Source organism: Pseudomonas sp. S1(2024) (assembly GCF_046557535.1).
The window spans coordinates 86,495-107,731 of the sequence record NZ_JBKGFP010000061.1 but is presented as its reverse complement, the minus strand read 5'-3'; the positions used below and the strand labels follow the sequence as shown (position 1 = coordinate 107,731).

At 60.2% G+C, this 21,237-nt stretch carries 24 protein-coding genes and 1 pseudogene; 12 read left to right on the top strand and 13 right to left on the bottom strand.

What is annotated here, in order from left to right:
* The first annotated feature begins 66 nt into the window (after window positions 1-66).
* A complete protein-coding gene (locus ACLCGK_RS17045; protein ID WP_410952505.1) occupies window positions 67-567 on the top strand; it encodes a methylated-DNA--[protein]-cysteine S-methyltransferase in 501 nt (166 codons plus the stop codon).
* 4 nt (window positions 568-571) lie between these two features.
* Here ACLCGK_RS17045 and ACLCGK_RS17040 read toward each other — a convergent pair whose 3' ends face one another.
* The 3 genes from ACLCGK_RS17040 to ACLCGK_RS17030 all read right to left on the bottom strand — a co-directional run bounded on the left by ACLCGK_RS17040 (window position 572) and on the right by ACLCGK_RS17030 (window position 2,146).
* Window positions 572-814: a hypothetical protein gene (locus ACLCGK_RS17040; protein ID WP_015270243.1), complete on the bottom strand. Its 243-nt coding sequence runs from the start codon at window positions 812-814 to the stop codon at window positions 572-574.
* Window positions 811-1,554, bottom strand: coding sequence for a carbon-nitrogen hydrolase family protein (locus tag ACLCGK_RS17035; protein ID WP_410952504.1), 744 nt, complete (start codon window positions 1,552-1,554; stop codon window positions 811-813). Before ACLCGK_RS17035 ends, ACLCGK_RS17040 begins: the two co-directional genes overlap by 4 nt.
* Window positions 1,555-1,630: 76 nt before the next feature.
* On the bottom strand, window positions 1,631-2,146 hold the full coding sequence (locus ACLCGK_RS17030; protein ID WP_015270245.1) for a DUF3016 domain-containing protein: 516 nt from the start codon (window positions 2,144-2,146) through the stop codon (window positions 1,631-1,633).
* Between the two features lie 75 nt (window positions 2,147-2,221).
* Between ACLCGK_RS17030 and ACLCGK_RS17025 the strand changes: the two genes are divergently transcribed.
* Entirely contained in the window at window positions 2,222-2,929 is a 708-nt protein-coding gene (locus tag ACLCGK_RS17025; RefSeq protein WP_410952503.1) for a metallophosphoesterase, read from the top strand.
* Here the strand turns inward: ACLCGK_RS17025 and ACLCGK_RS17020 are convergent.
* Entirely contained in the window at window positions 2,895-3,509 is a 615-nt protein-coding gene (locus ACLCGK_RS17020; RefSeq protein WP_410952502.1) for a LysE family translocator, read from the bottom strand. The two genes, ACLCGK_RS17025 and ACLCGK_RS17020, sit on opposite strands and share 35 nt — an antisense overlap.
* 211 nt (window positions 3,510-3,720) lie before the next feature.
* Complete coding sequence (locus ACLCGK_RS17015) at window positions 3,721-4,530, bottom strand: helix-turn-helix domain-containing protein (RefSeq protein ID WP_410952501.1); 810 nt, start codon at window positions 4,528-4,530, stop codon at window positions 3,721-3,723.
* 131 nt (window positions 4,531-4,661) lie between these two features.
* Here ACLCGK_RS17015 and ACLCGK_RS17010 point away from each other — a divergent pair.
* A pseudogene (locus ACLCGK_RS17010) lies at window positions 4,662-5,030 on the top strand (LysE family translocator); the annotation flags it as partial.
* Between the two features lie 45 nt (window positions 5,031-5,075).
* Here the strand turns inward: ACLCGK_RS17010 and ACLCGK_RS17005 are convergent.
* Window positions 5,076-5,696 carry a LysE family translocator gene (locus ACLCGK_RS17005; protein WP_410952500.1) on the bottom strand — a complete coding sequence of 207 codons (621 nt, stop codon included), beginning with the start codon at window positions 5,694-5,696 and terminating at the stop codon, window positions 5,076-5,078.
* A gap of 166 nt (window positions 5,697-5,862) precedes the next feature.
* Here ACLCGK_RS17005 and ACLCGK_RS17000 point away from each other — a divergent pair, with 166 nt between their 5' ends.
* A complete protein-coding gene (locus tag ACLCGK_RS17000) occupies window positions 5,863-7,488 on the top strand; it encodes a recombinase family protein (protein WP_410952499.1) in 1,626 nt (541 codons plus the stop codon).
* A gap of 483 nt (window positions 7,489-7,971) precedes the next feature.
* On the opposite strand, the gene ACLCGK_RS16995 is transcribed toward ACLCGK_RS17000, so the two are convergent.
* The 7 genes from ACLCGK_RS16995 to ACLCGK_RS16965 all read right to left on the bottom strand — a co-directional run bounded on the left by ACLCGK_RS16995 (window position 7,972) and on the right by ACLCGK_RS16965 (window position 13,354).
* Window positions 7,972-8,679, bottom strand: a complete 708-nt coding sequence (locus ACLCGK_RS16995) for a hypothetical protein (RefSeq protein WP_410952498.1) — start codon at window positions 8,677-8,679, stop codon at window positions 7,972-7,974.
* A complete protein-coding gene (locus tag ACLCGK_RS16990; protein WP_410952497.1) occupies window positions 8,676-10,505 on the bottom strand; it encodes a DNA cytosine methyltransferase in 1,830 nt (609 codons plus the stop codon). The genes ACLCGK_RS16995 and ACLCGK_RS16990 overlap by 4 nt, the downstream gene beginning before the upstream one ends.
* Complete coding sequence (locus tag ACLCGK_RS16985; protein ID WP_410952496.1) at window positions 10,502-11,305, bottom strand: hypothetical protein; 804 nt, start codon at window positions 11,303-11,305, stop codon at window positions 10,502-10,504. The genes ACLCGK_RS16990 and ACLCGK_RS16985 overlap by 4 nt, the downstream gene beginning before the upstream one ends.
* Window positions 11,306-11,357: 52 nt before the next feature.
* Window positions 11,358-11,675, bottom strand: coding sequence for a pyocin activator PrtN family protein (locus ACLCGK_RS16980; protein WP_014756547.1), 318 nt, complete (start codon window positions 11,673-11,675; stop codon window positions 11,358-11,360).
* Window positions 11,676-11,833: 158 nt separating this feature from the next.
* The gene (locus ACLCGK_RS16975; RefSeq protein ID WP_410952495.1) at window positions 11,834-12,118 is read right to left on the bottom strand and encodes a phage antirepressor KilAC domain-containing protein; all 285 of its coding nucleotides are present in this window, start codon (window positions 12,116-12,118) and stop codon (window positions 11,834-11,836) included.
* 9 nt (window positions 12,119-12,127) lie between these two features.
* Entirely contained in the window at window positions 12,128-12,439 is a 312-nt protein-coding gene (locus ACLCGK_RS16970) for a hypothetical protein (protein WP_392526083.1), read from the bottom strand.
* Window positions 12,440-12,685: 246 nt separating this feature from the next.
* Window positions 12,686-13,354, bottom strand: coding sequence for an XRE family transcriptional regulator (locus ACLCGK_RS16965; protein WP_410952494.1), 669 nt, complete (start codon window positions 13,352-13,354; stop codon window positions 12,686-12,688).
* Window positions 13,355-13,457: 103 nt separating this feature from the next.
* On the opposite strand from ACLCGK_RS16965, the gene ACLCGK_RS16960 reads away from it, so the two are divergent.
* From ACLCGK_RS16960 to ACLCGK_RS16925, 8 genes are all read left to right on the top strand, one after another.
* Window positions 13,458-13,682, top strand: coding sequence for a helix-turn-helix domain-containing protein (locus ACLCGK_RS16960; RefSeq protein ID WP_024087062.1), 225 nt, complete (start codon window positions 13,458-13,460; stop codon window positions 13,680-13,682).
* A gap of 611 nt (window positions 13,683-14,293) precedes the next feature.
* A complete protein-coding gene (locus tag ACLCGK_RS16955; protein ID WP_014756554.1) occupies window positions 14,294-14,812 on the top strand; it encodes a phage regulatory CII family protein in 519 nt (172 codons plus the stop codon).
* On the top strand, window positions 14,766-15,023 hold the full coding sequence (locus tag ACLCGK_RS16950) for a TraR/DksA C4-type zinc finger protein (protein WP_410952493.1): 258 nt from the start codon (window positions 14,766-14,768) through the stop codon (window positions 15,021-15,023). The genes ACLCGK_RS16955 and ACLCGK_RS16950 overlap by 47 nt, the downstream gene beginning before the upstream one ends.
* Window positions 15,013-17,223 carry a VapE domain-containing protein gene (locus ACLCGK_RS16945; protein WP_410952492.1) on the top strand — a complete coding sequence of 737 codons (2,211 nt, stop codon included), beginning with the start codon at window positions 15,013-15,015 and terminating at the stop codon, window positions 17,221-17,223. The genes ACLCGK_RS16950 and ACLCGK_RS16945 overlap by 11 nt, the downstream gene beginning before the upstream one ends.
* Window positions 17,220-17,585 carry a hypothetical protein gene (locus tag ACLCGK_RS16940; RefSeq protein WP_410952491.1) on the top strand — a complete coding sequence of 122 codons (366 nt, stop codon included), beginning with the start codon at window positions 17,220-17,222 and terminating at the stop codon, window positions 17,583-17,585. The genes ACLCGK_RS16945 and ACLCGK_RS16940 overlap by 4 nt, the downstream gene beginning before the upstream one ends.
* 512 nt (window positions 17,586-18,097) lie before the next feature.
* A complete protein-coding gene (locus ACLCGK_RS16935) occupies window positions 18,098-18,445 on the top strand; it encodes a phage holin family protein (protein WP_410952490.1) in 348 nt (115 codons plus the stop codon).
* Between the two features lie 169 nt (window positions 18,446-18,614).
* Entirely contained in the window at window positions 18,615-19,196 is a 582-nt protein-coding gene (locus ACLCGK_RS16930; protein WP_410952489.1) for a terminase small subunit, read from the top strand.
* A 4-nt stretch (window positions 19,197-19,200) separates the two neighbouring features.
* Window positions 19,201-21,237 carry a phage terminase large subunit family protein gene (locus ACLCGK_RS16925; protein WP_410952488.1) on the top strand — a complete coding sequence of 679 codons (2,037 nt, stop codon included), beginning with the start codon at window positions 19,201-19,203 and terminating at the stop codon, window positions 21,235-21,237.

The following is a 21,237-nucleotide window of genomic DNA, read 5'->3' as shown; positions in this document are numbered from 1 at the left end:
AAGCGGATGCAGGCAGAACTGGGGATGCGTACAGTAGGTTGATCGCAACCTGGCAGGAGCCTGCTTATGTCCAGCGCATTCACCTTCATGCAGTCGCCCGTCGGCACCTTGACCCTGGTAGCCCGTGGCGAGTGCCTGGCAGCCGTACTCTGGGAAGAGGAGCGGGAAAACCGCGTGCGCCTTGGCGCCCTGCACCGCGATGACCAGTGCCCGGTACTGCTGGAAACCGCCCGCCAGCTCGGCGAGTACTTTGCCGGCAAACGCCAGCGCTTCGAACTGGCGCTGGATTTTGTCGGCACCGAATTCCAGCGACAGGTGTGGGCCGCGCTGTTGGCGATACCGTTCGGTGAAACCCGCAGCTACAGCGACATCGCCCGGCAGATCGGCAACCCCAGCGCGGTGCGTGCGGTAGGCGCCGCCAATGGCCGCAACCCGATCTCGATCATCGCCCCGTGCCATCGGGTGATCGGTGCTTCGGGCAGCCTCACCGGCTTTGCCGGTGGCCTGGCGGCCAAGCAGTACCTGCTGGCGCTGGAGGGCCGGCAAAGCCTGGCACTGGACCTGTAAGGCGTCAGTAGAACCAGCTGGCGACCAGGCAGACCAGCACGGCCAACGCCGAGCCGGCCATCAGGGTGTACTGCCGATGGGCCCGGCGCGCATGGGGCTTGACTGCGCGCAGGTACTCGCCAGGTGTCGGCGCGTCGGGCCGGTGGCGCAAACCCTCGGCCACATCGGCCAGTTGCCCCTGGATGAGCAGACCCGTCAGGTAGTAGGTACAGGCATAGCTCAGCAACGCCAGAAACAGATAGATCATGCCGGGTGTGGGTTCAGGGGCACTGCCATGGCACTGGCGCTGGCGGTGTCCAGCACGATCAGCCCTTCGCTGTGGTCGTCCAGGCTGGCCAGCAAGCGCCCCTGGCTGTCCCACGCCGCCGAGCCGCCAGCGCCGATGAAGGTGTCGGCCGGCCCCACGCAGTTGGCCAGCAACACTGGCATGCCCAGCTCTCGAGCCACCTCGGAGTAGTGCAGGTAACCCTCGCGAATGCCGTTGGCAGTTTTCGCCACACTGACCAGGTACAGGTCGGCGCCGTGTTCCCGCGCGGCTGCCGCATGCGCCATGAACATCGATTCGTAGCAGATCGCAGGCGCTACCCGGTGCGCGCCCACCTGCAGCAGCAAGGCTTGATCGCCTGGGGTGAACCAGGGCAGTTCATCATCATGCAGGCGCCGCTTGGCATAGGCCTGGCGCGGTACACCGGGGCTGAGGATTGGCATGCCGATACGAATGCCATCAGGGGTCGGCAGTGGCAGGCCCGCTGCGACAGTGATACCAAACCGGTCGCAGGCTGCCTGCAGCGGGTCCAGCCGTGCCGAACTGACTGGCAGGGCGGCCTGGCGCGCGAGGGTTGGCTCATAGCCGGTCAGCGACAGCTCGGGAAATACCACCAGTTCGGCACCAAGGGCCGCGGCCTGTTCGATGCAGGCCAGGTGGCGTTCGAGGTTGGCTTGCACATCGCCCTTGAGCGATGCCAGTTGCACGGCGCACAACTTCATGGAAAACCCTTCCCTGGTACAGGTTGAAGGGCCGAGCATACTACCGGCACCAACGCCTGTACCAGTGAAGGGATTTTCAGGATGCCGGGTGGACGGCGAAACGCTGGCGGAACCAGTCGTCGAGCATGGCCTTTTCGGCATACAGGCGGTCGCTGCTGCTCGTGACCCGGCCCGGGCGGCTGAGGTACATCTTGTCGCTGACCCGTTCCTGCGCCTGCTGGTCGGGTTTGCCCGGTTGGCTGAGGGTGTAGCTGAGGTCGATGGTCGGCCAGGTGATTTCGCGCATGAAGCGTACATCGTAGGCCTGGCTGTGCCAGGGCTCGAAACGCCCGGCCAGGTCGATGTCGCGGATGTCGATGACCAGTTGCTGGCCAGGTTGCAGGTAGCGTTGGCCAAGCTTCTGAAGGTACTGGGTCAGGGTTTTCATCACATAGGCGTCGGCACCACGCTCGTACCCGTGGCTGTCGAGGCTGGCATCGCGGAATTTTTCCGGATGGTCGAAACGTACCTCGACCTGCGCGGCCGGGGCACCTTGTGCCATGCTGTCCAGTGACAGCGCCATGAGCACGGCACACACGAGGGCGGTACGCATGATGCACCTCCGGGGCAGACTGCGTGTGCGTCCATTTTACCCCTGGCATGGCGGCGCCAGCAGAGGAAGATTGTAATGGCACGGTTTCGGCGTCTGATTGCCAACCTACGGGGGCGTGACCTGGCCGTGGGCGATATCCATGGTCACTTCCAGCGCCTGCAGCAATGCCTGGATGGGGTGGGGTTCGATCCGGCCGTGGACCGCCTGTTCAGCGTGGGGGACCTGGTCGACCGTGGCCCGGACAGCGAGGCGGCGCTGGATTGGCTGGCGCAGCCCTGGTTCCATGCCGTGCAGGGTAATCACGAGGCCCTGGCAATCACCCGCGTACGCGGCGGGCGGCTCGATCTGGACATGTACCGCGCCGCCGGGGGTGGCTGGTTTCTGGACCTGCCGAAGGCTCTGCAGTTACGTTTCGTCGAGCGCTTCGAGCAACTGCCGATCGCGATAGAGGTTGAAAGTGCGGCCGGCCTGGTAGGCCTGCTGCATGCCGACAGCCCGTACGCCGACTGGACGGTGTTGAAGACCTGGCTGGAACTGGATGACGACCCACAGGTACGGGAGGTGTGCCAATGGTCGCGGCGGCGCCTGAAGGTAGGCGATACCGCGCCCGTGCAGGGCCTGCGTGCCTTGTTGGTGGGCCACACACCGGTGCTGGAGGCCAAGCTGCTTGGCAACGTCTGGCACCTGGACACTGGCGGCTGGGCCAGTGGCCATTTCACCTTGATGGACATGCGGACCCTGCAACTGGTCAGCCCCAGGCCAGGTGAAACAACAGTGCCATAGCCAATAGCACCAGCATGGCCCCGGAGGCCCGTTCCAGCCAGGGCAGGCTGCGGGCGAAGCGCCGCAGCACCAGCGGGTTGCCGATGGCCACGGCAACCAGCAAGTCCCACAGCAGCACGATGCTGAACATCCACAGGGCACAGGTTGCCTTCCAGGCAATGCTGGCGTTGGCGACCAAGCTGACCAGGCTGGCATAGAACAGCGCATTCTTGGGGTTGAGGATGCCGGACAGGAACCCCATGCCCAATCCACGCCACCACCCTTGGGCGGTCTGCTTGCCAGCGACTGTGCCCAGGCTGGTTTGCCCGGCATGGCGCAGGAACAGGGTGCCGATGTACAGCAGGTAGCCGGCGCCGGCCAGTTGCAGGGCGGTGAACAGCAGGCTGCCTTCTTGCAGCACCGACAAGCCGGTGAAAGCCATGGCGATGAACACGCCATTGGCCAGGGCGATACCCAGGCAGGCGCCGCTCGCGACGCGCCAGCCGGCGTTGACCGAAGTGCGTGCGACCAGGAAGAAGTCCGGGCCGGGAGAGAGCAGGGCGAGGAAGTGGGCAAGGGCGATGATCAGGAACTGTTGCATTGGGGTGTGGCTGCTCTGGCGGAAAAGCCTGACTCTGCCCCTCAGCGCAAATGCCGTATTGAACAATATTGCAGGCCCCTGTAGGAGCGGCCTTGTGTCGCGAAAGGGCTGCGCAGCAGCCCCGGCAATCTGTGCGGCGGAGCTGAAAACCTGGGGCCGCTTCGCGCCCCATCGCGACACAAGGCCGCTCCTACAGAGACCGCGCGGGCCTTCAGTCTCCCCGATACTGCCCCGGTGTTACCCCCACATGGGCCTTGAACACCCGCTGGAAATGGCTTTGGTCGGCAAACCCGAGCCGATAGGCTACCTCCGCCAGGGCCTGCCCTTCACCCAACAATTCGCGCCCACGGTTGACCCGGGCATTGAGCAGGTAGGCATGCGGCGTAAACCCGGTGGCCGCGCGAAATGCGCGAATCAACTGGTAGCGCCCAAGCCCGGCCTCCCGCGCGAGTACCGCCAGGCTCAACTGTGCCGGGTCCTGGCCTTCGATATGCGCAATCAGCCCACTCAACGCGGTCGCCCCCAGGGCCGGTGCCGGTGCCAGCGGCGCGTGCCTGGCAAAATCCAGGTCACCCAGAAAGGCAATCAGCGCGGCATCCTTCTCACCATTGCTGGCGCTGGAAAACAGCAAACTGTTCAGTTCGCAGAACTGCCGATATACCTCCGGCTCCTGGCAGATACGTGCCGGCTCGCCGGGCCCGGCACCATCCAGCCCGGACTCCAGGTGCAGCTGTGCCAGCCAGTCGGCATCCACATGCAGCATCTGGTAGCTCCACGCTTGCCCGGGTTCGGGGTTGCAGGCATGTACCCGGCGGGCCGGGACCAGCACCAGAGTGCCAGGCGTCAGGCGTTGCTGGCCGTTGCCGGCACCGGTGAAATGACTGTGGCCGGCATCCACCACACCGATGGAAAACGTTGGGTGGCTGTGGGCCTTGTAGCAGGCGCGGCTATGGCAGGCGCGGCGGCTTTCGACATGCGGCAGGGCCGGGTCGCGCCACAGCGCGGCATGGGAACGGGGCATCACAGGGTCCTCGATATGCCCGGCAGCTTATCAGGCGCCGCGCACCCATACAGTTTTTTCCACTGGCTGTAACTTGACCACCAGGCCAGCTACGCGCCGAAATAGGCGCCTGTTGCCAAAGGAAAACGATAATGGACCTTTCAAGCCTGCTGCTTTTCATCCCCGCCTGTTTCGCCCTGAACATGGCGCCGGGGCCGAACAACCTGCTGTCGCTGCATAATGCCAGCCGTTACGGCCTGCGTACGGCCTGCGTGGCCGGTGGCGGGCGCATCGTCGCCTTCAGCGGCATGATCGCCCTGGCGGCGATGGGCCTGGCAGTGGTGCTGCACACCAGCGAGTACCTGTTCCTGGCCATCAAGTTGGCGGGGGCGGCCTACTTGTTCTATATCGCCTGGCAACTGTGGCGGGCACCGGTGGGCGAGGCCGCGGTTGCAGGTGATCAGCCGCACGGCACTTGGCGTCTGATACGCCAGGAGTTCTGGATGGCTGCTGGTAACCCTAGCGATGCACAATATAGATTTGCCAAACCGATTTGCTGAGCGCCCTCAAGCACGTCGTGTAGCCAGCAATATCGAGGCGGCGCCCGACAGCAGCACCGCGCAGATGCGGTTGAAGAGACGTTTGCCTTTGGGTTCACTGAACCAGCGGCGCAGGTGCAGCCCGATCAATGCATAGCCTGCCAGCGCGATCATTTCCAGAATCAAAAATAGAGCGCCAAGCACTGCAAACTGCGACGCAACATCATGAGCCGGGTTTATGAACTGTGGCAGGAATGCTGTAAATATCAATATTGCCTTTGGATTTCCAGCTGCAATAAGAAACTCTTGTTTCGCTAAGCCTGCTATGTTTTTTGTTTTGGTTTGACTTGCCTCTTGCTGCTGTGCCTTTGCCGTCCATAGCTTGAAGGCTAGATAAAAAAGGTAGGCAGCACCAAGGATTTTTATTGCATAGAATACTAGTTCGGAAGTTTCAAGTACGACAGCGAGGCCTGCTGCGGCGAGTGCTATCATGGCGGCGAACGCTATTAGTCTTCCTGTGCCCGCCATGCATGAAGCCCAGAAGCCATATTGCGTGGCGTTATTTATTGAAAGTAAATTGTTTGGGCCTGGGGCCATGTTGAGCGCAAAGCAGGCTGGTATGAATATGAGAAGTGTCGAAATGTTCATAGGGTGCACATTATTTTTGTGAAGGTTGATCCAGGCATCATTGATGATGTCGTTTGGATTTTCAATCCCCAGGCAGCTAGGCTGTTGGTGCGCTCATGTGTTTTTTGGCGTGTCCGATGAAGGGTAATATATACTCTGGCTTTCCCGGTTGGAGTGGAATCAGGGCATGCAAACGTCTCAGGGATTGGTCTACAGCTATCTTCGGTTCTCAGACCCGCGCCAAGCGGCTGGGAATAGTGCGGACAGGCAGGCGGAGTATGCGAAGTCCTGGGCTGCAGCAAGGGGGCTTACGCTAGATGAGTCGCTTTCTTTGAGGGATGAGGGCCTGTCTGCATTCCACCAGCGGCACATTAAACAAGGTGCCTTAGGCGTTTTCCTTCAGGCTGTTGACGAGGGGCGCATCCCGGCCGGCTCCGTCTTGGTGGTCGAAGGCTTGGATCGCCTAAGCCGGGCAGAACCCATACAGGCGCAAGCGCAGCTGGCCCAGATCATCAACGCAGGGATTACCGTGGTTACTGCGAGTGACGGCCGTGAGTACAACAGGGAAAGGCTGAAAGCGCAGCCAATGGACCTGGTTTATAGCCTTCTGGTCATGATTCGGGCTCACGAAGAGAGCGATACAAAAAGCAAGCGTGTGAAGGCCTCGATCAAGCGCTTGTGTGACGGATGGGTTGCTGGCCATTACCGTGGCTTGATCCGCAATGGCAGCGATCCTCGCTGGGTGCGTCTCGTCGACGGTCAATGGGAGCTGATTCCCGAGCGGGTGGAAGTTGTGCTGTTTGCCATAGACAAGTATCGCGAAGGACATGGTGCTGATCGAGCGCATGCGATGATGCAAGAACGGGGCTTCGATACCTCCTATCTCGGAATCTCTCCCCAGCAAATCTATCGTTTGATCAAGTTGGTAGCTTTAAAAGGTGCAAAGCAGATTTCCGTCGACGGTGAAGACTTTCTTCTGAAAGATTATTATCCACGGCTACTTACTGATGTTGAATTCGACGAATTGCAACTACTGCGAGGTCAACGAAGCCGTCGACGAGGAAAGGGCGCCATTCCTGGAGTCGTGACTGGAATCGGTATTACCTACTGTGGCTACTGCGGCACGTCAATGACTGCGCAAAATGTGATGCATAAGGTTCGCTCCGATGGAACCTTGATGGACGGGCATCGGCGTATCATGTGCATGTCTTACATGAACAAAGGGGGGTGTGATGTTGGCGGAAGCTGCAGCGTTGCTCCTGTCGAGCGGGCTGTCATGTCATTTTGCTCCGATCAGATGAACTTGCTGCGCTTACAGCAGCCCGTTGGACCGAGCGGTGATCTGCAGCAAGGGGTAATGATCTCGCGTAAACACGTAGTTGATCTCGAAGCGCAGCTTGGCCGGATTACTGAGGCTTTGGCATTGGGGGAGGGCGATGGGGTGCTGCCGATTACGTTCCTGCGAAAAGCCCGCGACCTCGAAGAGCAGCTGACTGCGGCCAAAGCAAAGCTGCATCAGGAGGAGCGAGAATTAGCCGGCATCGCCTCCAGGCAAAGGCCAGCAGATGCGAGGGTATGGTTGGATCTGGCTGCTGGTGTCGAGGCGCAAGAGGTCGAGGCGCGGGATAAGGTTCGCCAATTGATGATCGATACTTTCGACCGCATCGTGATTTATATGCGTGGTGTAGTGCCAGAGGGGCGCAGGGCTTGGTACATCGATGTCTTGCTGATTTCCAAAGCAGGACAGCGGCGATGGCTCAGGGTAGAGAGGAAGTCTGGAAAGTGGGCGGCCGGCGTCGACCGCCCAGACTGATGGTTAAGCTGACTTCTTGTCGTCTATTGGGAGGCCGGGCGGGCTAGTGTGTACCACCAGGTGGCCTTGTCCCTCCCAGAAATTTTCCTGTACCTCGACGCATACACGCCAGGCGGCCCATGCGACATCTTTTCCGACTGCGAGAATGTTGCCTTGCTCGTCAATGATCGCCATCTGAGCAGGGGCGCCTGACTCGCTCCGGGCTGTGAATCCGGTGCTGACCGTCGCTGATAGTTTCGCGCCGGCGAGGGTGGGATTGGGCACTGCAGTTTTCATTCGCTATCTCCCCGGCGGGCTATGGTCCGTTTACTCAGTGCTCGTTTTGCGGCCACGTTGGCCATGTAGGCTTCCCACTTATCACCCTCCCGGCGTTGGCGGATCTGGCTGCATTTCATGTGTCGACGGGTTGACCGGCCTTTGCCGCAAACATCGCAGATGGCGGGCAAGTCGAGGCTGTGGGAGGCCATGGTTGGACGGATGCGCTCAGTCATAACTCACTGCCTCGCTGCCGTTGTTGATAGCGTCCTGGGCGGCTTGGTCGAGCATACGGTGCATCTGGTTGGTGCCTTGCTCGTCCTCACGCTGCAGTTCGTGGATGATTTCCTGTATCAGTAGCGTACCGTTCTGGATGCTGATCGGAGCGCCCTTGTAGTCGACCGGCCATTCAGGTGAGCAAGTGACGGCATGCAAGAGGCACTCGGTAGTGATGCGGATAACCAGTTGGTCGCCTTCGATAGCCACCGATGGCAGTGCGTCGATTAGCTTGGATGCTTGCGCATTTGTTGGCGTCAGGATGCGATCCAGCTCGTCAGCTACATCTTGCATGCCAACAGCCGCTGCCGCATCGAGGGCTTGCTCCAGAAGCTCGGATGGTACGCTGAGAAACTTCGGGGTCATGCTGGTCTCGGGTGGTGCAGTGAGCGTGCTTTGCACCTGCTTATGAGCAAGTTCGAACAGCTCGTTCGCGGATACAGGCGTGACCGACTGTTCGCAGTTGCTCACGGCTTCCAGTCGAGTGCGGTACAGCCCGGCCTGGCCGAGCCAAGCGGCTGCATTGTGCTCGGCGTTTGACACCGGGCAGCCGTGAGCTTGTGGGACTGAGCCATCATGGGTGCGCCTGCACTTCCGGCAGTGATACAGGCCGCCGTCGTCGGCCTCGCTCATGTACCAATCATGGTGGTGCGTGCTCATGCGGCCTCCCGCTGGTACAGGTCGATCAGATCTTTGGCGTTTGCGGCGATCAGGTCTTCCGCCTCGTCAGGGCATACGCTGTTTCCAATCAGCCGGATCTGGTTGGTGTTGCTGATGGCGCGCCACTCCAGCTCGCCGGTGCGCTGGTTCTCGAATAGCCCGCGATCGAGGATGTAGTCAGGGCTGAAGCCCTGAGCGAGCTTCAACTCTGGCGCCTTCAGCATGCGCAGGGTGAAATCGACCAGCGCGTAGTCGCCTAGCAGCACCAGGTCGGCCGGCTCAGGGAAGTGCTCGGGCAGATAGGTGTGCAGGAAACGGGCGCACTGGCGCGCTTTATTCATCAGTTCCGGTGGCAGGACTGCGGCAGGCACTTGGACGATGCTGACCAGGGCCATGCGTTCCTTTGTGGGTAGCGTGTGCATCGGTTCGCGCATGCCTTGCCACTGGCCGCCGGTGCCGTAGTACTTCACCAGGTAGGCGCTGGCCAGCCTCTGGTTGGTGCCGCGTCCGAGGATAGTGCTCAGGGGAGAGCATGCCGCTCGACCATCGCCGGTGTAGAACCCGCCGTTTGCCTGTTCAAAGTGGCACGCTGCGATCGCATGATGCCCGCTGCCAGTGGTCAGCGCGTTGACTGGTTTGGTCATGCTCGTGCCGGTGCTTCCTTTGCGCAGGGTAACCATCGTAGCGGTGGCCATGGCCTGCTCGCCTCGGTTGGCACCGGTTATGGTGCGTGTTGACTCGGTCAGGGGATATCCCGATCGGTCGCCGTGGTGCGTCAGGTGTGTAAGGTGGGCAGCTGCCAGCGCGAAGTGTCCGCCTTTCACTTGCGCTACCTGGGTGCGCAGAGGCTCGACCGCGCTGAACGTCCTTTGGGTGCTTGCGTTGGCAAACTCGGTCAGGCTTGCGGCGGCGAGCTGCTGTTCGTTCATTGGAATTACGAAAGGCTGCTCGGCCATGACGGTGTGACGCCAGAAGCCCTTGGCAACGCGGCGGCAGGTGTTGTCCACCAGTGGACGCTTGCGGCCGAACAGGCTCTTGCCCAGGTCATTAAAGTCAATGCACTCGGCAGCGGTTCGCCATGGCAATTGCCCTGCCTTTGGGTTTTCGTGTCGCTTGGGTTTCGTCCAGACAATTGGGCGGCCATCGGTGCGGCCGATCAGGAAAAGACGCTTGCGGATGGTCGGCGACCCAGCGTTAGAGGCTCGTCGTTCGCGCCATTGAACGTCGCAGCCAAGGCCGCGGATGAGCGCTTCCATTGGTACCCATTGACCGATGCACGCCATGATCTCTTCCATGTCGGGATGGTTTGCAGGCAAGCCTGTGGTGAGACAAGAAACGAAGGCGCGGAAGGTGCGGCCGGTGTGCTCTTTGATTGGCTTGCCCTGATCGTCCAAAGGCCCCCAGGCCTGGAACTCTTCCACGTTCTCCATCAGGAACAAGCGGGGACGGGTAGCAAATACCCAGCGAACGACCACCCAAGGAAGTGAGCGCACGCTTTTGCTGCGTGGTGCTCCGCCTTTCGCCTTGGAGAAATGGCGGCAGTCCGGCGAGGCCCACAGAATCCCCACGGGTTGACCGCCGGTAGCTTCCAGCGGATCAACTTCGTAGATGTCGCAGATGTAGTGCCTGGTCTTGCGGTGGTTCGCACGGTGCACCGCGATCGCGATGGGGTTGTGGTTGATCGCGATGTCAGGGTCGCGGTATGCGCGTGCGCCACCGCTGCTGGCACCGCCGGCGCCGGCGAACAGATCTACGTACAACTCACGCGAAAAGGGTAGGGCATGCTGCTGCGCGCCCGTCAAACGAATCTGCTGGACTGCGGTCATGCTGCTTCTCCTGTGATTGCGGTGCCGGTAGGAGTAGTGCGCAGCTGGGAGTGAATGCGCATCGCAAGCGCCTGGATGTCCTGCTGTTGCAGCGTGGCCCGTTTGCAGCCTGGCTCGGTGCCTGGAAGGGCTTTCCAAGTCTTTTCGGCCAAGCGCAATGTCTCGGCCGCACTGATTAGCAGGTCATAGTCCGATCTGGTCACCGGCATGCCTTGGTAGGACTGGCCAGCAAGCGGTAGGAACCCGGCTTGCTGCAGGGCGGCCTCAATTGCCTGTGCCATCTGCCCGGAGGTGGCGTACGTACCGTTCTGCTCGGCCAGTGTTGCGTCTATCGCGGCCTCAATACAGCTGGTGGCGGATGGGTGCTTATACCCCACGGCAGGCTGCGCGTGCGGGCGATTTTTAGCGATTAGCGTTGCATCAGCGGGCGGTGCCTCGCGCAGCTTGTCGTGGGGTATCAGTGCCTCGGCGGGGCTGCTGATGGGGGGAATAATGCCTGCTGCTTCGCAGCAGAGACTTTTTGTTTTTTGCGTGTCGACAACACGGACTTCGCAGAGCGAAGCGGGCGTGGCTCCAGCGGAGTCCTGTGCTGTCGCGTGCCCGCTTCCCTCCGGGGTCAGGGTTTGTGGTGGTATTCCCATGATGGGGGGGCGACTGGCAGCACTCGACGGAAGATCAAGAAGCAAGCCGTGAAGGTGGTGGGCTCGGCCTGCTTTTCTGCCAAGAAGGTAGGCGTAGGCATACAGCCCGATTATGAACGCGCTGATGACGATGAGCGCGATGACCTGTTGGGTGGTCATGGGTCTTACTCCTTGTGGTGTGCGGGCCGGTGGTGGCGGCCCTTGCTGGGTGTTACTGCTTTTCTTGATCTGGCTGCCGAGACTGCTTTTCATCTGCCAGGTAGGCCCTGCTATCTATCAGGGCGGCCACATGGCGGATGTGGGCGAACTTCAGGGCTTTCTGGCTGTTGTCCAGTGTCGTGATGGGCAAGCAGATCCGACCGACCTTCAGTTGTTCGGCAAAGGTGTCTTCGTTGAGATTGCGGAAGTACTGCACGCGCACCTTGTCGAGTGGGATGAGCACATCTCCAAAGGTTCGGTACAGCAGTTCAACGGTGGTTGCATCAGGCGCGTGCGGCAGGCGCAGCGCGATTTGGTTGGTATTGCTCATCAGGCTTCGGGCTCTCCCTGAGCTTGTGGCGTGACGGGTGGTGCCAAGTGATCTCGCAGTGCTTGCGTACCAGGTCGCGCCATTGTTCAGGAACCTCCTGGAGCGCAGCGTTGCGCTCCTCACGGGTCTTGAACTGGAGGATCTGGGCCGCGTACTGCCTAGGCCGCATAGCGCTTGTCTTCCGGTGGTGTCGGAAGTTGCAGGTCGAGACGTTCTGCAAGCCAGGGGATCCCGGCCTGCTTCACGCGTGTCGATTCGCTGTACTGCATCCCGGCTTCGGGATGAAACCAGCTGCCCTCTTTGATCCGCAAGTATTCGCGGTCGCGAGTGGGGTAGCGGGGTAGATTGCGCTCGGTCAGCAGTTCTTTCTCACGCATGCGGCGGATCAGCTCGTTACGGCTGATACCGAAGTGCTTGGCGGTCTGTGCAAGTGTGCGTTCCAAGTCCACCTCCTAAGCCACGTCTGCGAGTACAGGCTCGACATGTGGCATGTCGGCTGTGTCCAGCTTGCCGTTGGCGATAGCTTCGAGGTGCGCTGCAACCTTTCGCGCACTGGCGAGATTGTTCGCTGGCAGCGTCAAGCTGTTCACCGTCGAGCCCATGCGGATTACGACGTTGACCTGGTCGAGATAAACCTCAGTCTGCAGCGTTGCCTTGGCGCGCGCGCCGTTCGATTCGTCGCGAAGGATGTGGGTGAATTGCCCTGTCAGGTTGGTCTGCGCCTTCAGGCAGGCAAAGGCGTTGTGGCTCAGTGCGTAGCTCATGCCGCGTGCCCTCCATCGTTTGGAGGCGTGCAGTTTGAAGCGGGGGATGACGCAGGGCGTTTGGTAGTGACGAATGCGCAGCCGTGTTGCTTGGCCAGTCGTCGGACTTTGAAGGTCAGGTCGATGGTTGCAGCTGCTGGATGGACATGTAGTGATGCAGTGGCGTGCATGGTATTGCCTCACTCTGTGGTGGAAGAGTGAGGCAAATATCACGCACCGTGCTGCACGATGTCAACACGAACTGTTTTATTTTTTGGGGCTGTGCATGAATCGTGATGATTTTAGGATGCCGCCAACCAGGTGGATGTGTTCAATTTCGTCCTCATCGACATGGATTGGGGCGTGGTCAGCGTTGACGCTGTCGAATCGATACATGCCGTCGCGCAGGTATATGAACTCCTTGATCATGGTCCTGCCGTGCGTTGTTCTGACCAGCACCTCGTCGCCGCTGTAGTAGCTTTTGCTGGGCTCCACCAGCACGTATTCCCCATTCTTGATCCTCGGGTGCATGCTGTCGCCGGTTACCTTCAAACCATAGGCGTCAGGGTCATCGCTATGAATGTTGAGGTATCCATCCCCATGCCCGGTTGGAAAATCTAGGGCCTCAAAGTATCCGTCAGTCCCTAGTTGTGCATAGCCTACTACCGGCACCGCGCCCTCCAAGGCCCGTCTTGCGAATGTAATGTTGACGCTGGGCGGCGCTTCGGCCGAGCTAGAGCCAGGCAGCAGTTCTCCCATGGTTATTTTCAGCGCGCTCGCCATCTTTTCAATGTCTGCGAGATTGGGCTCTCGGATGCCTCGTTCATAGTTGCCTATGCGAGATTGAGATTCCCAGCCGCAGGCGTGGGCCAGTTGTTGCTGGCTTAGGCCCTTGGCCTTGCGGAAGTGCTTGATGCGTTGTGCGAGTGTCTTCATCCCTGTTTTTTATCACGTACCGAAATGTTTTTTTTGCACTAACCGTGTTGATTAATCCACGCTCCGTGTTATCTTTGTCAGCGAGTCAACCGGAGTCTTCGTTATGAATCGTATCGCTGAGATCAGAAAAAGCGCTGGCATCAAGCAAAGGGACCTGGTTGCTCGGTTGGGATGGACTCAAGCCCGATTGAGTAACTATGAGTCTGGGCTTCGAATGCCGGGGCTGAGTGAGTGTCGCGCCATTACCGCGGCTCTTAACGACTTGGGGGCGGAATGTGGGCTGGATGATGTTTTTCCGCCCGAACTGGATGAGCCGCGAGCGGCATAGGCAGCATACAAAGAAAAAAGGCGACCCGAAGGTCGCCTGGTTTCCCCCAGTAGCACCACCACAGTGCTACCGGGCCGCGTTCAAGGATGTGGTGCACACCACGAAACTACTGTCCTTGAACCCGGGGGTCCAGGCACAAGTGCCTGGGGTGCCGCCTTTCTCCACCACAGATAGGGCGGCGGGGTGCCAGTGATAGTCGGGCGACATCACTGGCAATGGCTCTTAGCGAGCCACGCGGCGAGTGTAACACCACCGCTCGTCGCTGGCACTGGCAGCTTTAGTAGCGTAATGCCATGTGCCAGAAGGGAAGGCGAGTGATCGTCTTCCAAACCCGGCAGTAGCACCACGATGCTGCCGGTTCGCGTGATAGGTAGTCGGGCACACCACATAGGTCCACTCACCTTGATCGTAACGCCCAGGCAGGGAGCTTGGGTGACACCTCCTTCACCACGGGAGGTGGTTGTTTCGCCGGGGCTGGTCGATGGAGCGCCGCCCCGGCCTGAGGCCGTTTCTGCCCTTGATGGGCCGGCTATTGCACACCTACAACGCTATGCGGTGCTGGTTTCACCACAACACGCCGCAGGCACTGGCTACCGACAAGGACCAACGCCATGAGCCGAATTGCAATGAGTTGCATTGAGCGCGCCAAGCGCGAAGTGCTACCGCTCGAACTCGCGCTGTACCACGCTGTGCGGGACTACACAGGCGGTGCTGCCGCCATTGCCGCCACCACCGGCCGTAATGCCACTACCCTCCAGCACAAGCTGTCTCCTACCCATCCCACTCATATCGTCAACGTTCAAGAATTCAGTGAGATCCTGGAGCTGACCAAAGACCCACGCATTCTTGACTCGATCCACGCCCTTGTTGGCGACACCATCTGGCAAGAGCTGTCTGATGCCTATACCCATGACATTCCTGAAACATTGACGATGGGCCTTGCCGAGTTCTTCCGGCAGGTCGCCAATCTGGCCGAAACCTGGGCCCGTAGCATCGGTGATGGAAAAGTTGACGATCAGGAACTGGCTGAAATCCAGAATCAGGTGTTCCGAGGCATCCAGGGGCTGCTCGGCATGTATCGCCGTGCCGAGTACGTCAACCAGACCACTCGGGGGGCTCACCGTGGCTGATATCGCAGATCTGGCGAATGATCGCGCCCAATGGCACCTCGATCTGGTTTTGTCTGCGCACGTGCCGGCGCCTGTTTGTGAATCGCTCGAAGACTGTCGCAGCTGTGGTGGCCCGATCCCCGAACTACGTCGGTTAGCTGTAGCAGGTTGTCAGCGGTGCATCGAGTGCCAAGGATATTTCGAGAGGAAAGGGGCTCGCTATGCTGGATAAGGTTCTTGATCAATTACATGACTATGGCCTGCAGCCTGACATGCCTTTGATCTTTGGCAAGCTGACCCGCTGCCGCACCAAGGATGACAAGGGCAAGGAAAAGAACGGTTGGTATGTCTTGCATGAGCATCTGGCCGAGAAGGGGCAAACCCTGATTTTCGGCAGCTTTGGCGATTGGCGCCTGGGCGAAACGCAGAAGGTGAAAACTGACGGCCGAGGGCTGACCCCGGACGAGCGCGAAGTGATGCGCGCTCGGCAGGCAGACGCCAAGCGGCGTGCTGCCGAGATCGCCGCGAACGCTGCACGCCGTGCAGCAAAGCGGGCGGAAGCGCTGTTCAAGCGTATGCCCGAAAAGGGGCGTAGTGCCTACCTGGATCGAAAGCAGGTGGTGGGTTTCGGCGTTCGTTATGCGCCGAAGTCGGGCGCAGTGCTCGTTCCGATGCAGAATGCTCAGGACGCCATTGTCGGCCTGCAGGTGATTTTCCCGGCTGTCCAAGAGGATACGGGGCGCGACAAGACCTACTGGCCGCATGGCATGGCCAAGGATGGTGCTTTCCACATGATTGGTGGCCATCCTGAGCCCGGTGAGCCTGTGCTGGTGTGTGAGGGCTACGCTACCGGCGCTAGCCTGCACATGGCGACTTCCCAGGCGGTGGCCATCGCCTTCGATGCGGGCAACCTGATGGCGGTCGCCAAGCACATGCGCGAACGCTTCCCTGGTCGGTCCATCATCATCTGCCGCGATGACGACTGGAAGACCAAGCGGCCGACGGGCGAACCTTGGAACCCTGGTGAGGAAAAGGCCAACAACGCTGCGGTGGTTGTGGGTGGCCAGGTGGTCGGCCCGATCTTCTCGGCTGAGCGTGAGGTTAAGTGGACCGACTTCAATGACCTGCATTGCGCTGAAGGCCTTGAGGCCGTTCGCCGGCAAGTCACGGCAGTGATCAAGCCACCGGCTACCGGTGGCTGGAAGGACATGCTGGCCAGGACAGAGAGTGGTGCCCTGATCGCCCATATGCAGAACGTCGAGCTGATCCTAGCCAATGATGAGCGCTGGAGCGGGGTGATCGGTTACAACGCCTTCAGCTCCAAGATCATGCGCCTTCGTGCGGCGCCTTATGGCGGTGTGCCGGGGGAGTGGAGCGACATCGACGACATGCGCGTGATGAAGTGGTTGGCTCAGCAGGGCCTGCGCGTGAAGGCCTCTCATGTGGTCGAAGCGGTCAGTGTCGTCGCGCACGACAACGCCTTCCATCCGGTATGCACCTACTTGGCCAAGCTCGAATGGGATCGTGTGCCGCGCCTGGAGCGCTGGCTGCATGAGATCTTCGGTGTCCCCCGGAATGAATACAGCTCCAAGGTGGGCAAGCGCTGGATGATATCGGCGGTGGCACGGGTGATGAAGCCCGGCTGTAAAGCGGACGCGGTGCTGATCCTCGAAGGTGCGCAAGGCGCGGGTAAGTCCTCGGCCTTGGGCGTGCTTGGTGGCGACTGGTTCATGGATACACCGTTCACCCTGGGGGACAAGGACGCGTTCCAAGCCATCCGTGGTAAGTGGATCGTCGAGCTGGGCGAATTGGACAGCTTCAACAAGGCAGAGAGCACCAAGGCCAAGCAATTCTTCTCGGCATCAATCGACACCTACCGCGAAAGCTATGGGCGAAGAACGAGCGACGTGCCACGCCAGTGTGTTTTCGCGGGGACCACCAACCAGGATGAATACCTCAAGGACGCCACTGGTAACCGGCGTTATTGGCCGGTCGCTTGCGTCAAGGTTGATCTGGAAGCATTGCGTCGTGTTCGAGACCAGCTGTGGGCTGAGGCCATGTTCTGCTACCAGGCCGGTGATATCTGGTGGGTCACTCGCGAGGAGGAAGAACTGTTCACTGCAGAGCAGGAAGAACGCTTCGTGGTGGATGAATGGGAGGGACCGATCCTCAAATGGCTGGAGGAATCTCAGGCCGGCGAGACGGTCACCGGAAGCGAAGTATTGGGGCAGGCGCTGAACCTGGACCCTGGCCACTGGGGTAAGCCTGAGCAGATGCGGGTGGGATCGATCATGCACCGCCTGGGTTGGCGGCGTCGTCGGCTGGCAGCGCTGCCAAAGAGCGGTAAGCGGCCTTGGGCATATCAGAAGCCTGATGGCTGGGGGCGCAGCGCTTTGGAGCAGTCCACGCAGCCGAAGGAGGAGTGCTTTTGATCAAGCACATAGATGAGATGCTCAAGCTTTGGGCGCAAGAACTCCATACCCCAGAGGTTCACGGTGGTGGTTCGGGTGGTGGTAGCATGCTCGGGCTCCTCATGGACTGCCGTGGTGATCTGATCCGAGGCACCAGGGGAAGTCGTGTGCTTCTTGATGAATCTGCGGATATCGAGATTATTGTGAACAAGCACCTAGAGCCCCAGCTGTATGTCATTGTCAAAGAACACTACTGCAATCAAGACAGCCTTCTTGAACAGAAAATAGCTTATTGCAGGTGCAGTAGAAAGACGTACTATGAGCGCCTGCATCAGGCCCATGTGGCCATTCAAGGTTTGCTGAAAGGGAAGAAGGCTGCATGATCCGCCACTTCTGGTCCTACCGTCCCGCTGTAGTCCTGCCGTGTTTTTTGCAGGTCAGCCCACGCCAAGCCCGCGCAGCTTGCGGGTTGTCCCACTGTCCCACCACACACCCAGGCGGGCGCACGTAAGGCGCGTACAACGCATTACGCGCGCGTTGCGCGCAGCGTGCTTTAAATACCTCTCTTTACACGGGGAAAGGGATTAAATAGTTAGACGGTGGGACAGCCCTTGAATTTCAAGGGTTGCGCATGTCCCACCATCGCCATACCACTTGGGACCTTTGGGGCAGCACCAAAGTAAAGTTAAGCCGGTGTGGTGTATTCTCCCGACATTCTCCAGACATTACCCATGCGTTTACCCCTTATTGCCGGGTGGCATTAAAACTAGCTTGCTGCCAGGAAACTCGACCTGCAAAATGTACCCATCTTCGAGACGTGCGGGCGCACAAAGCGGCCCGCCAGACACTGAAAACCCCGGCCCTGGCGCCGGGGTTTTTGCATTTGGGGGATTCGATGAACAGCGAGCAGCAAGCGTTAGTTGAGATGCCAATCTGGTTGGTGATCTTCCTGTCCCTGATCGGCGGGGTGTCAGGCGAGATGTGGCGGGCCGACATGGCGGGCGTTAGCGGCTGGTTCATCTTCCGCCAGGTGCTGCTGCGCTCTGGCGCCTGCGTCGTGTGCGGGCTGTCGACCATCATGCTGCTGTACTCGGCCGGCATGTCCATGTGGTCGGCCAGCGCCATTGGTTGCCTCACGGCCACTGCCGGTGCAGATGTCGCCATCGGGTTGTACAAGCGCTGGGTCGCCAAACGCCTGGGCGTTTGCGATGTTCCGCCCCGAAGCGGCGAACCTGGTCAGTGATCCGACCGCCAGCCCCGCCAGCCCCGGCGGGGCCGGGGACCCTGGTGATATGGCTGGGGTACGGGGCAGGAAACCCGCGCTTCTTCGTTAGCGGGTGGTTCACCAGCTTAGTGAACTGCGGTGAACTGGTTAACCCCTTGAGTTTATTGGGTGAACTGGATATTTCAGCATGCAGCATCTGACCAAATCGGAGTTTGCTGCCCGACGCGGGTGGTCGAAATCCTACGTTTCCAAACTGGCCAGCCAGGACCGCTTGGTGCTTTCCGCCGACGGCAAGGTCGATGTCGAAGCCACCGAGGCGCTGCTGGCGGAGTCCGCCGACCCAAGCAAGGCTGCCGTCACGGCCCGGCATGAAGAAAGCCGGGTCGAGCGTGATGTGCGCAGCCACCTTCAACCAGGCGGCGACACACCTGCGGTGCAGCCACTGGTTCAGCAGCCAGGTAAGGGGCTGGACTTCCAGAAGGCGAGGGCGCATCGCGAGTACTACCTTGCCCAGCTTGCCGAGGCTGAGTTCAACAAGGTCCAGGGCAACTTGGTCGAGCGCAAGTCTGTAGAGGATGCCGCCTTCGCTGCTGGCCGCACACTTCGGGACCTGGTGTTCGGCCTTGCTCCGCAGCTCGCTGCTGAACTGGCGGGTATGAGCGATTCCTGGGAAATCGAAAAACGTCTTACGGGCGCGTTCCGCCAAGTCTTCGAAGATGCGGCGAAGATGAGCGGCGCCGATCTTAAGCAAGCCATAACACAGAGCTGAGCCTATGCCCTCCGGATACGCGGACGGTGCGAAGGTGTACCGCAAAGCGTATGGCCGTGGGCTAAAGCCTGACCCTCAATTGTGGGTGGACGAATGGTCTGACGAGTACATGCGGATCCCGCGTGATACCGGCGCAGCCGAGCCCGGCAAATACCGCACAGCACGGACGCCTTATGCCCGTGAACCCATGCGCTGCCTCTCGCCAGCGCACCCCTGCAAGCGCGTCATTACCATGGTCGCTTCGCAGCTGATGAAAACGCAGATCGCCCTCAACTGGATTGGGGCGCTGATCCATATGGCACCGTCCAACATCCTGACGTTGCTGCCTAGCTTGGCCCTTGCCAAGCGGGTGTCGGCGCGGATCGGGAAGACCATCGCAGCGACCCCTGAGTTGAAAGAGCGAGTGGCAGCCTCCCGATCACGGGATGCCCGCAACACCATGGATACCAAAGAGTTCGAGGGCGGCACGCTGTATGCAACCACGGCAGGCTCGGCCGCCAACTTGGCTGAGCTGGCTGCTCGATACATCTATGGTGATGAGATTGACCGCTGGGACGTGGATGTCGATGAAGAGGGTGACCCTGTCGATCTTGCGGAGACGCGGGGCAGTACCTTTGGGCGCAATGCCAAGTTTTACTTCTCCAGCTCGCCGACCATCAAGGGTGCTTCACGCATCGCCGATCTGTTCGAAACGAGCGACCAGCGATATTTCTATGTGCCCTGTCCAACTTGCGGTCACATGCAGGTGCTGGAGTGGGAGCGTCTGCTGTACTCGGCTGATTTCCAGACCGTCCACTACAAGTGCTCTTCGCCCGATTGCGATGTGCTGATCGAAGAGCATCACAAGGGTGAGATGCTCGCCCAGGGGGAATGGCGTTCGCACGCCAAGGGTGATGGGGAAACGGTTGGTTTCCACCTCAACGCTCTGTATGCCCCGCTTGGTTGGACCTCATGGGCTGATCTGGCCAAGCAATTCGAGAAGGCCAAACGTGCCCAGGATCGAGGCGACCTTGAGCCCATGCAGGTGTTTTACAACACCCGCTTGGCCAAGGTCTGGGACAGCGCGGTCGAGCAGACCAAGGCCGAGGTTCTGCAAGCGAGAGCGCTGCAAGAAAACTATGTGCTCGGCACCCTTACCGTTGGCGTGTTGGTTCTGACCTGTTCTGTTGACGTCCAGGCCAATCGCCTGGAGGTGATGGTCATCGGCTGGGGCGTCGGGATGGAACGCTGGGTTGTTGACTTCCGGGTGATACCTGGTGACCCAGCAGACCAACGGACATGGGATTTGCTCGATGAGCTGCTGAAGGCTCGATATCGCCATCCTTGTGGTGTTGCCCTGGGCATTCTGGCCACGGGCATTGACTCCGGTGGTCATCACACTCATGAGGTGTATCAGTTCTGCCGAGTGCGCCGCTGGCGCAACGTCTTTGCCCTCAAAGGGGCGAGCAAACCGGGTAAGCCGGTAATCGCCCAGCGGCCCTCGCTGGTGGATGTCACCTGGAAGGGCCAAACCGAACGCAACGGCGCCGAGCTGTGGATGATTGGTACCGACACCGCCAAGGACTGGATCTACAACCGCTACGGCTTCGAGTCGGGTCCCGGCGCGGTGCACTTCGCAAAGGATCTCCCCGACGAGTTCTTCCAGCAGTGCGTGGCGGAACGAAAGATCGCCCGCTATGTGAAAGGGTACAAACGAATCGAGTGGGTCAAGGGCAAGGCCGACCGCAACGAAGCGCTGGACCTCCAGGTGTACAACTTGGCCATGGCCTATTACCTCGGGCTGCATCGCTATGGCGAGCAGGACTGGGACAAGCTGCGCCAGGCGCTGGCCCAGGCGAGTCTTTTTGATGAGCCGTCACCTGCGAAGCCACCGGTCATTGAGCACCAACAGGAAAACGACGATGAGCCTGACAACGAGCCTGTTTCAGCGACATCGCCCCCAGCTCGGCCCGCTCCGCGCTCCACTCCACCGCCGCCTCGCCCGGCACCTCAACCAATGCAACGCCGCAGCTCCAGCAGCGGCTATCTGAAGAGACGCTGA

Bases quoted from the DNA above. Each gene is read 5' to 3' on its own strand.
- ACLCGK_RS16935 (WP_410952490.1), top strand. From the start codon at position 18,098: ATGAACAGCGAGCAGCAAGCGTTAGTTGAGATGCCAATCTGGTTGGTG.
- ACLCGK_RS17035 (WP_410952504.1), bottom strand. From the start codon at position 1,554: ATGAAGTTGTGCGCCGTGCAACTGGCATCGCTCAAGGGCGATGTGCAA.
- ACLCGK_RS16945 (WP_410952492.1), top strand. From the start codon at position 15,013: ATGCTGGATAAGGTTCTTGATCAATTACATGACTATGGCCTGCAGCCT.
- ACLCGK_RS16930 (WP_410952489.1), top strand. From the start codon at position 18,615: ATGCAGCATCTGACCAAATCGGAGTTTGCTGCCCGACGCGGGTGGTCG.
- ACLCGK_RS16960 (WP_024087062.1), top strand. From the start codon at position 13,458: ATGAATCGTATCGCTGAGATCAGAAAAAGCGCTGGCATCAAGCAAAGG.
- ACLCGK_RS16980 (WP_014756547.1), bottom strand. From the start codon at position 11,675: ATGAGCAATACCAACCAAATCGCGCTGCGCCTGCCGCACGCGCCTGAT.
- ACLCGK_RS16970 (WP_392526083.1), bottom strand. From the start codon at position 12,439: ATGAGCTACGCACTGAGCCACAACGCCTTTGCCTGCCTGAAGGCGCAG.
- ACLCGK_RS17020 (WP_410952502.1), bottom strand. From the start codon at position 3,509: ATGCAACAGTTCCTGATCATCGCCCTTGCCCACTTCCTCGCCCTGCTC.
- ACLCGK_RS16990 (WP_410952497.1), bottom strand. From the start codon at position 10,505: ATGACCGCAGTCCAGCAGATTCGTTTGACGGGCGCGCAGCAGCATGCC.
- ACLCGK_RS16955 (WP_014756554.1), top strand. From the start codon at position 14,294: ATGAGCCGAATTGCAATGAGTTGCATTGAGCGCGCCAAGCGCGAAGTG.
- ACLCGK_RS17040 (WP_015270243.1), bottom strand. From the start codon at position 814: ATGATCTATCTGTTTCTGGCGTTGCTGAGCTATGCCTGTACCTACTAC.
- ACLCGK_RS16925 (WP_410952488.1), top strand. From the start codon at position 19,201: ATGCCCTCCGGATACGCGGACGGTGCGAAGGTGTACCGCAAAGCGTAT.
- ACLCGK_RS17030 (WP_015270245.1), bottom strand. From the start codon at position 2,146: ATGCGTACCGCCCTCGTGTGTGCCGTGCTCATGGCGCTGTCACTGGAC.
- ACLCGK_RS17015 (WP_410952501.1), bottom strand. From the start codon at position 4,530: ATGCCCCGTTCCCATGCCGCGCTGTGGCGCGACCCGGCCCTGCCGCAT.
- ACLCGK_RS16995 (WP_410952498.1), bottom strand. From the start codon at position 8,679: ATGAGCACGCACCACCATGATTGGTACATGAGCGAGGCCGACGACGGC.
- ACLCGK_RS16985 (WP_410952496.1), bottom strand. From the start codon at position 11,305: ATGACCACCCAACAGGTCATCGCGCTCATCGTCATCAGCGCGTTCATA.
- ACLCGK_RS17005 (WP_410952500.1), bottom strand. From the start codon at position 5,696: ATGAACATTTCGACACTTCTCATATTCATACCAGCCTGCTTTGCGCTC.
- ACLCGK_RS17025 (WP_410952503.1), top strand. From the start codon at position 2,222: ATGGCACGGTTTCGGCGTCTGATTGCCAACCTACGGGGGCGTGACCTG.
- ACLCGK_RS17000 (WP_410952499.1), top strand. From the start codon at position 5,863: ATGCAAACGTCTCAGGGATTGGTCTACAGCTATCTTCGGTTCTCAGAC.
- ACLCGK_RS16965 (WP_410952494.1), bottom strand. From the start codon at position 13,354: ATGAAGACACTCGCACAACGCATCAAGCACTTCCGCAAGGCCAAGGGC.
- ACLCGK_RS17045 (WP_410952505.1), top strand. From the start codon at position 67: ATGTCCAGCGCATTCACCTTCATGCAGTCGCCCGTCGGCACCTTGACC.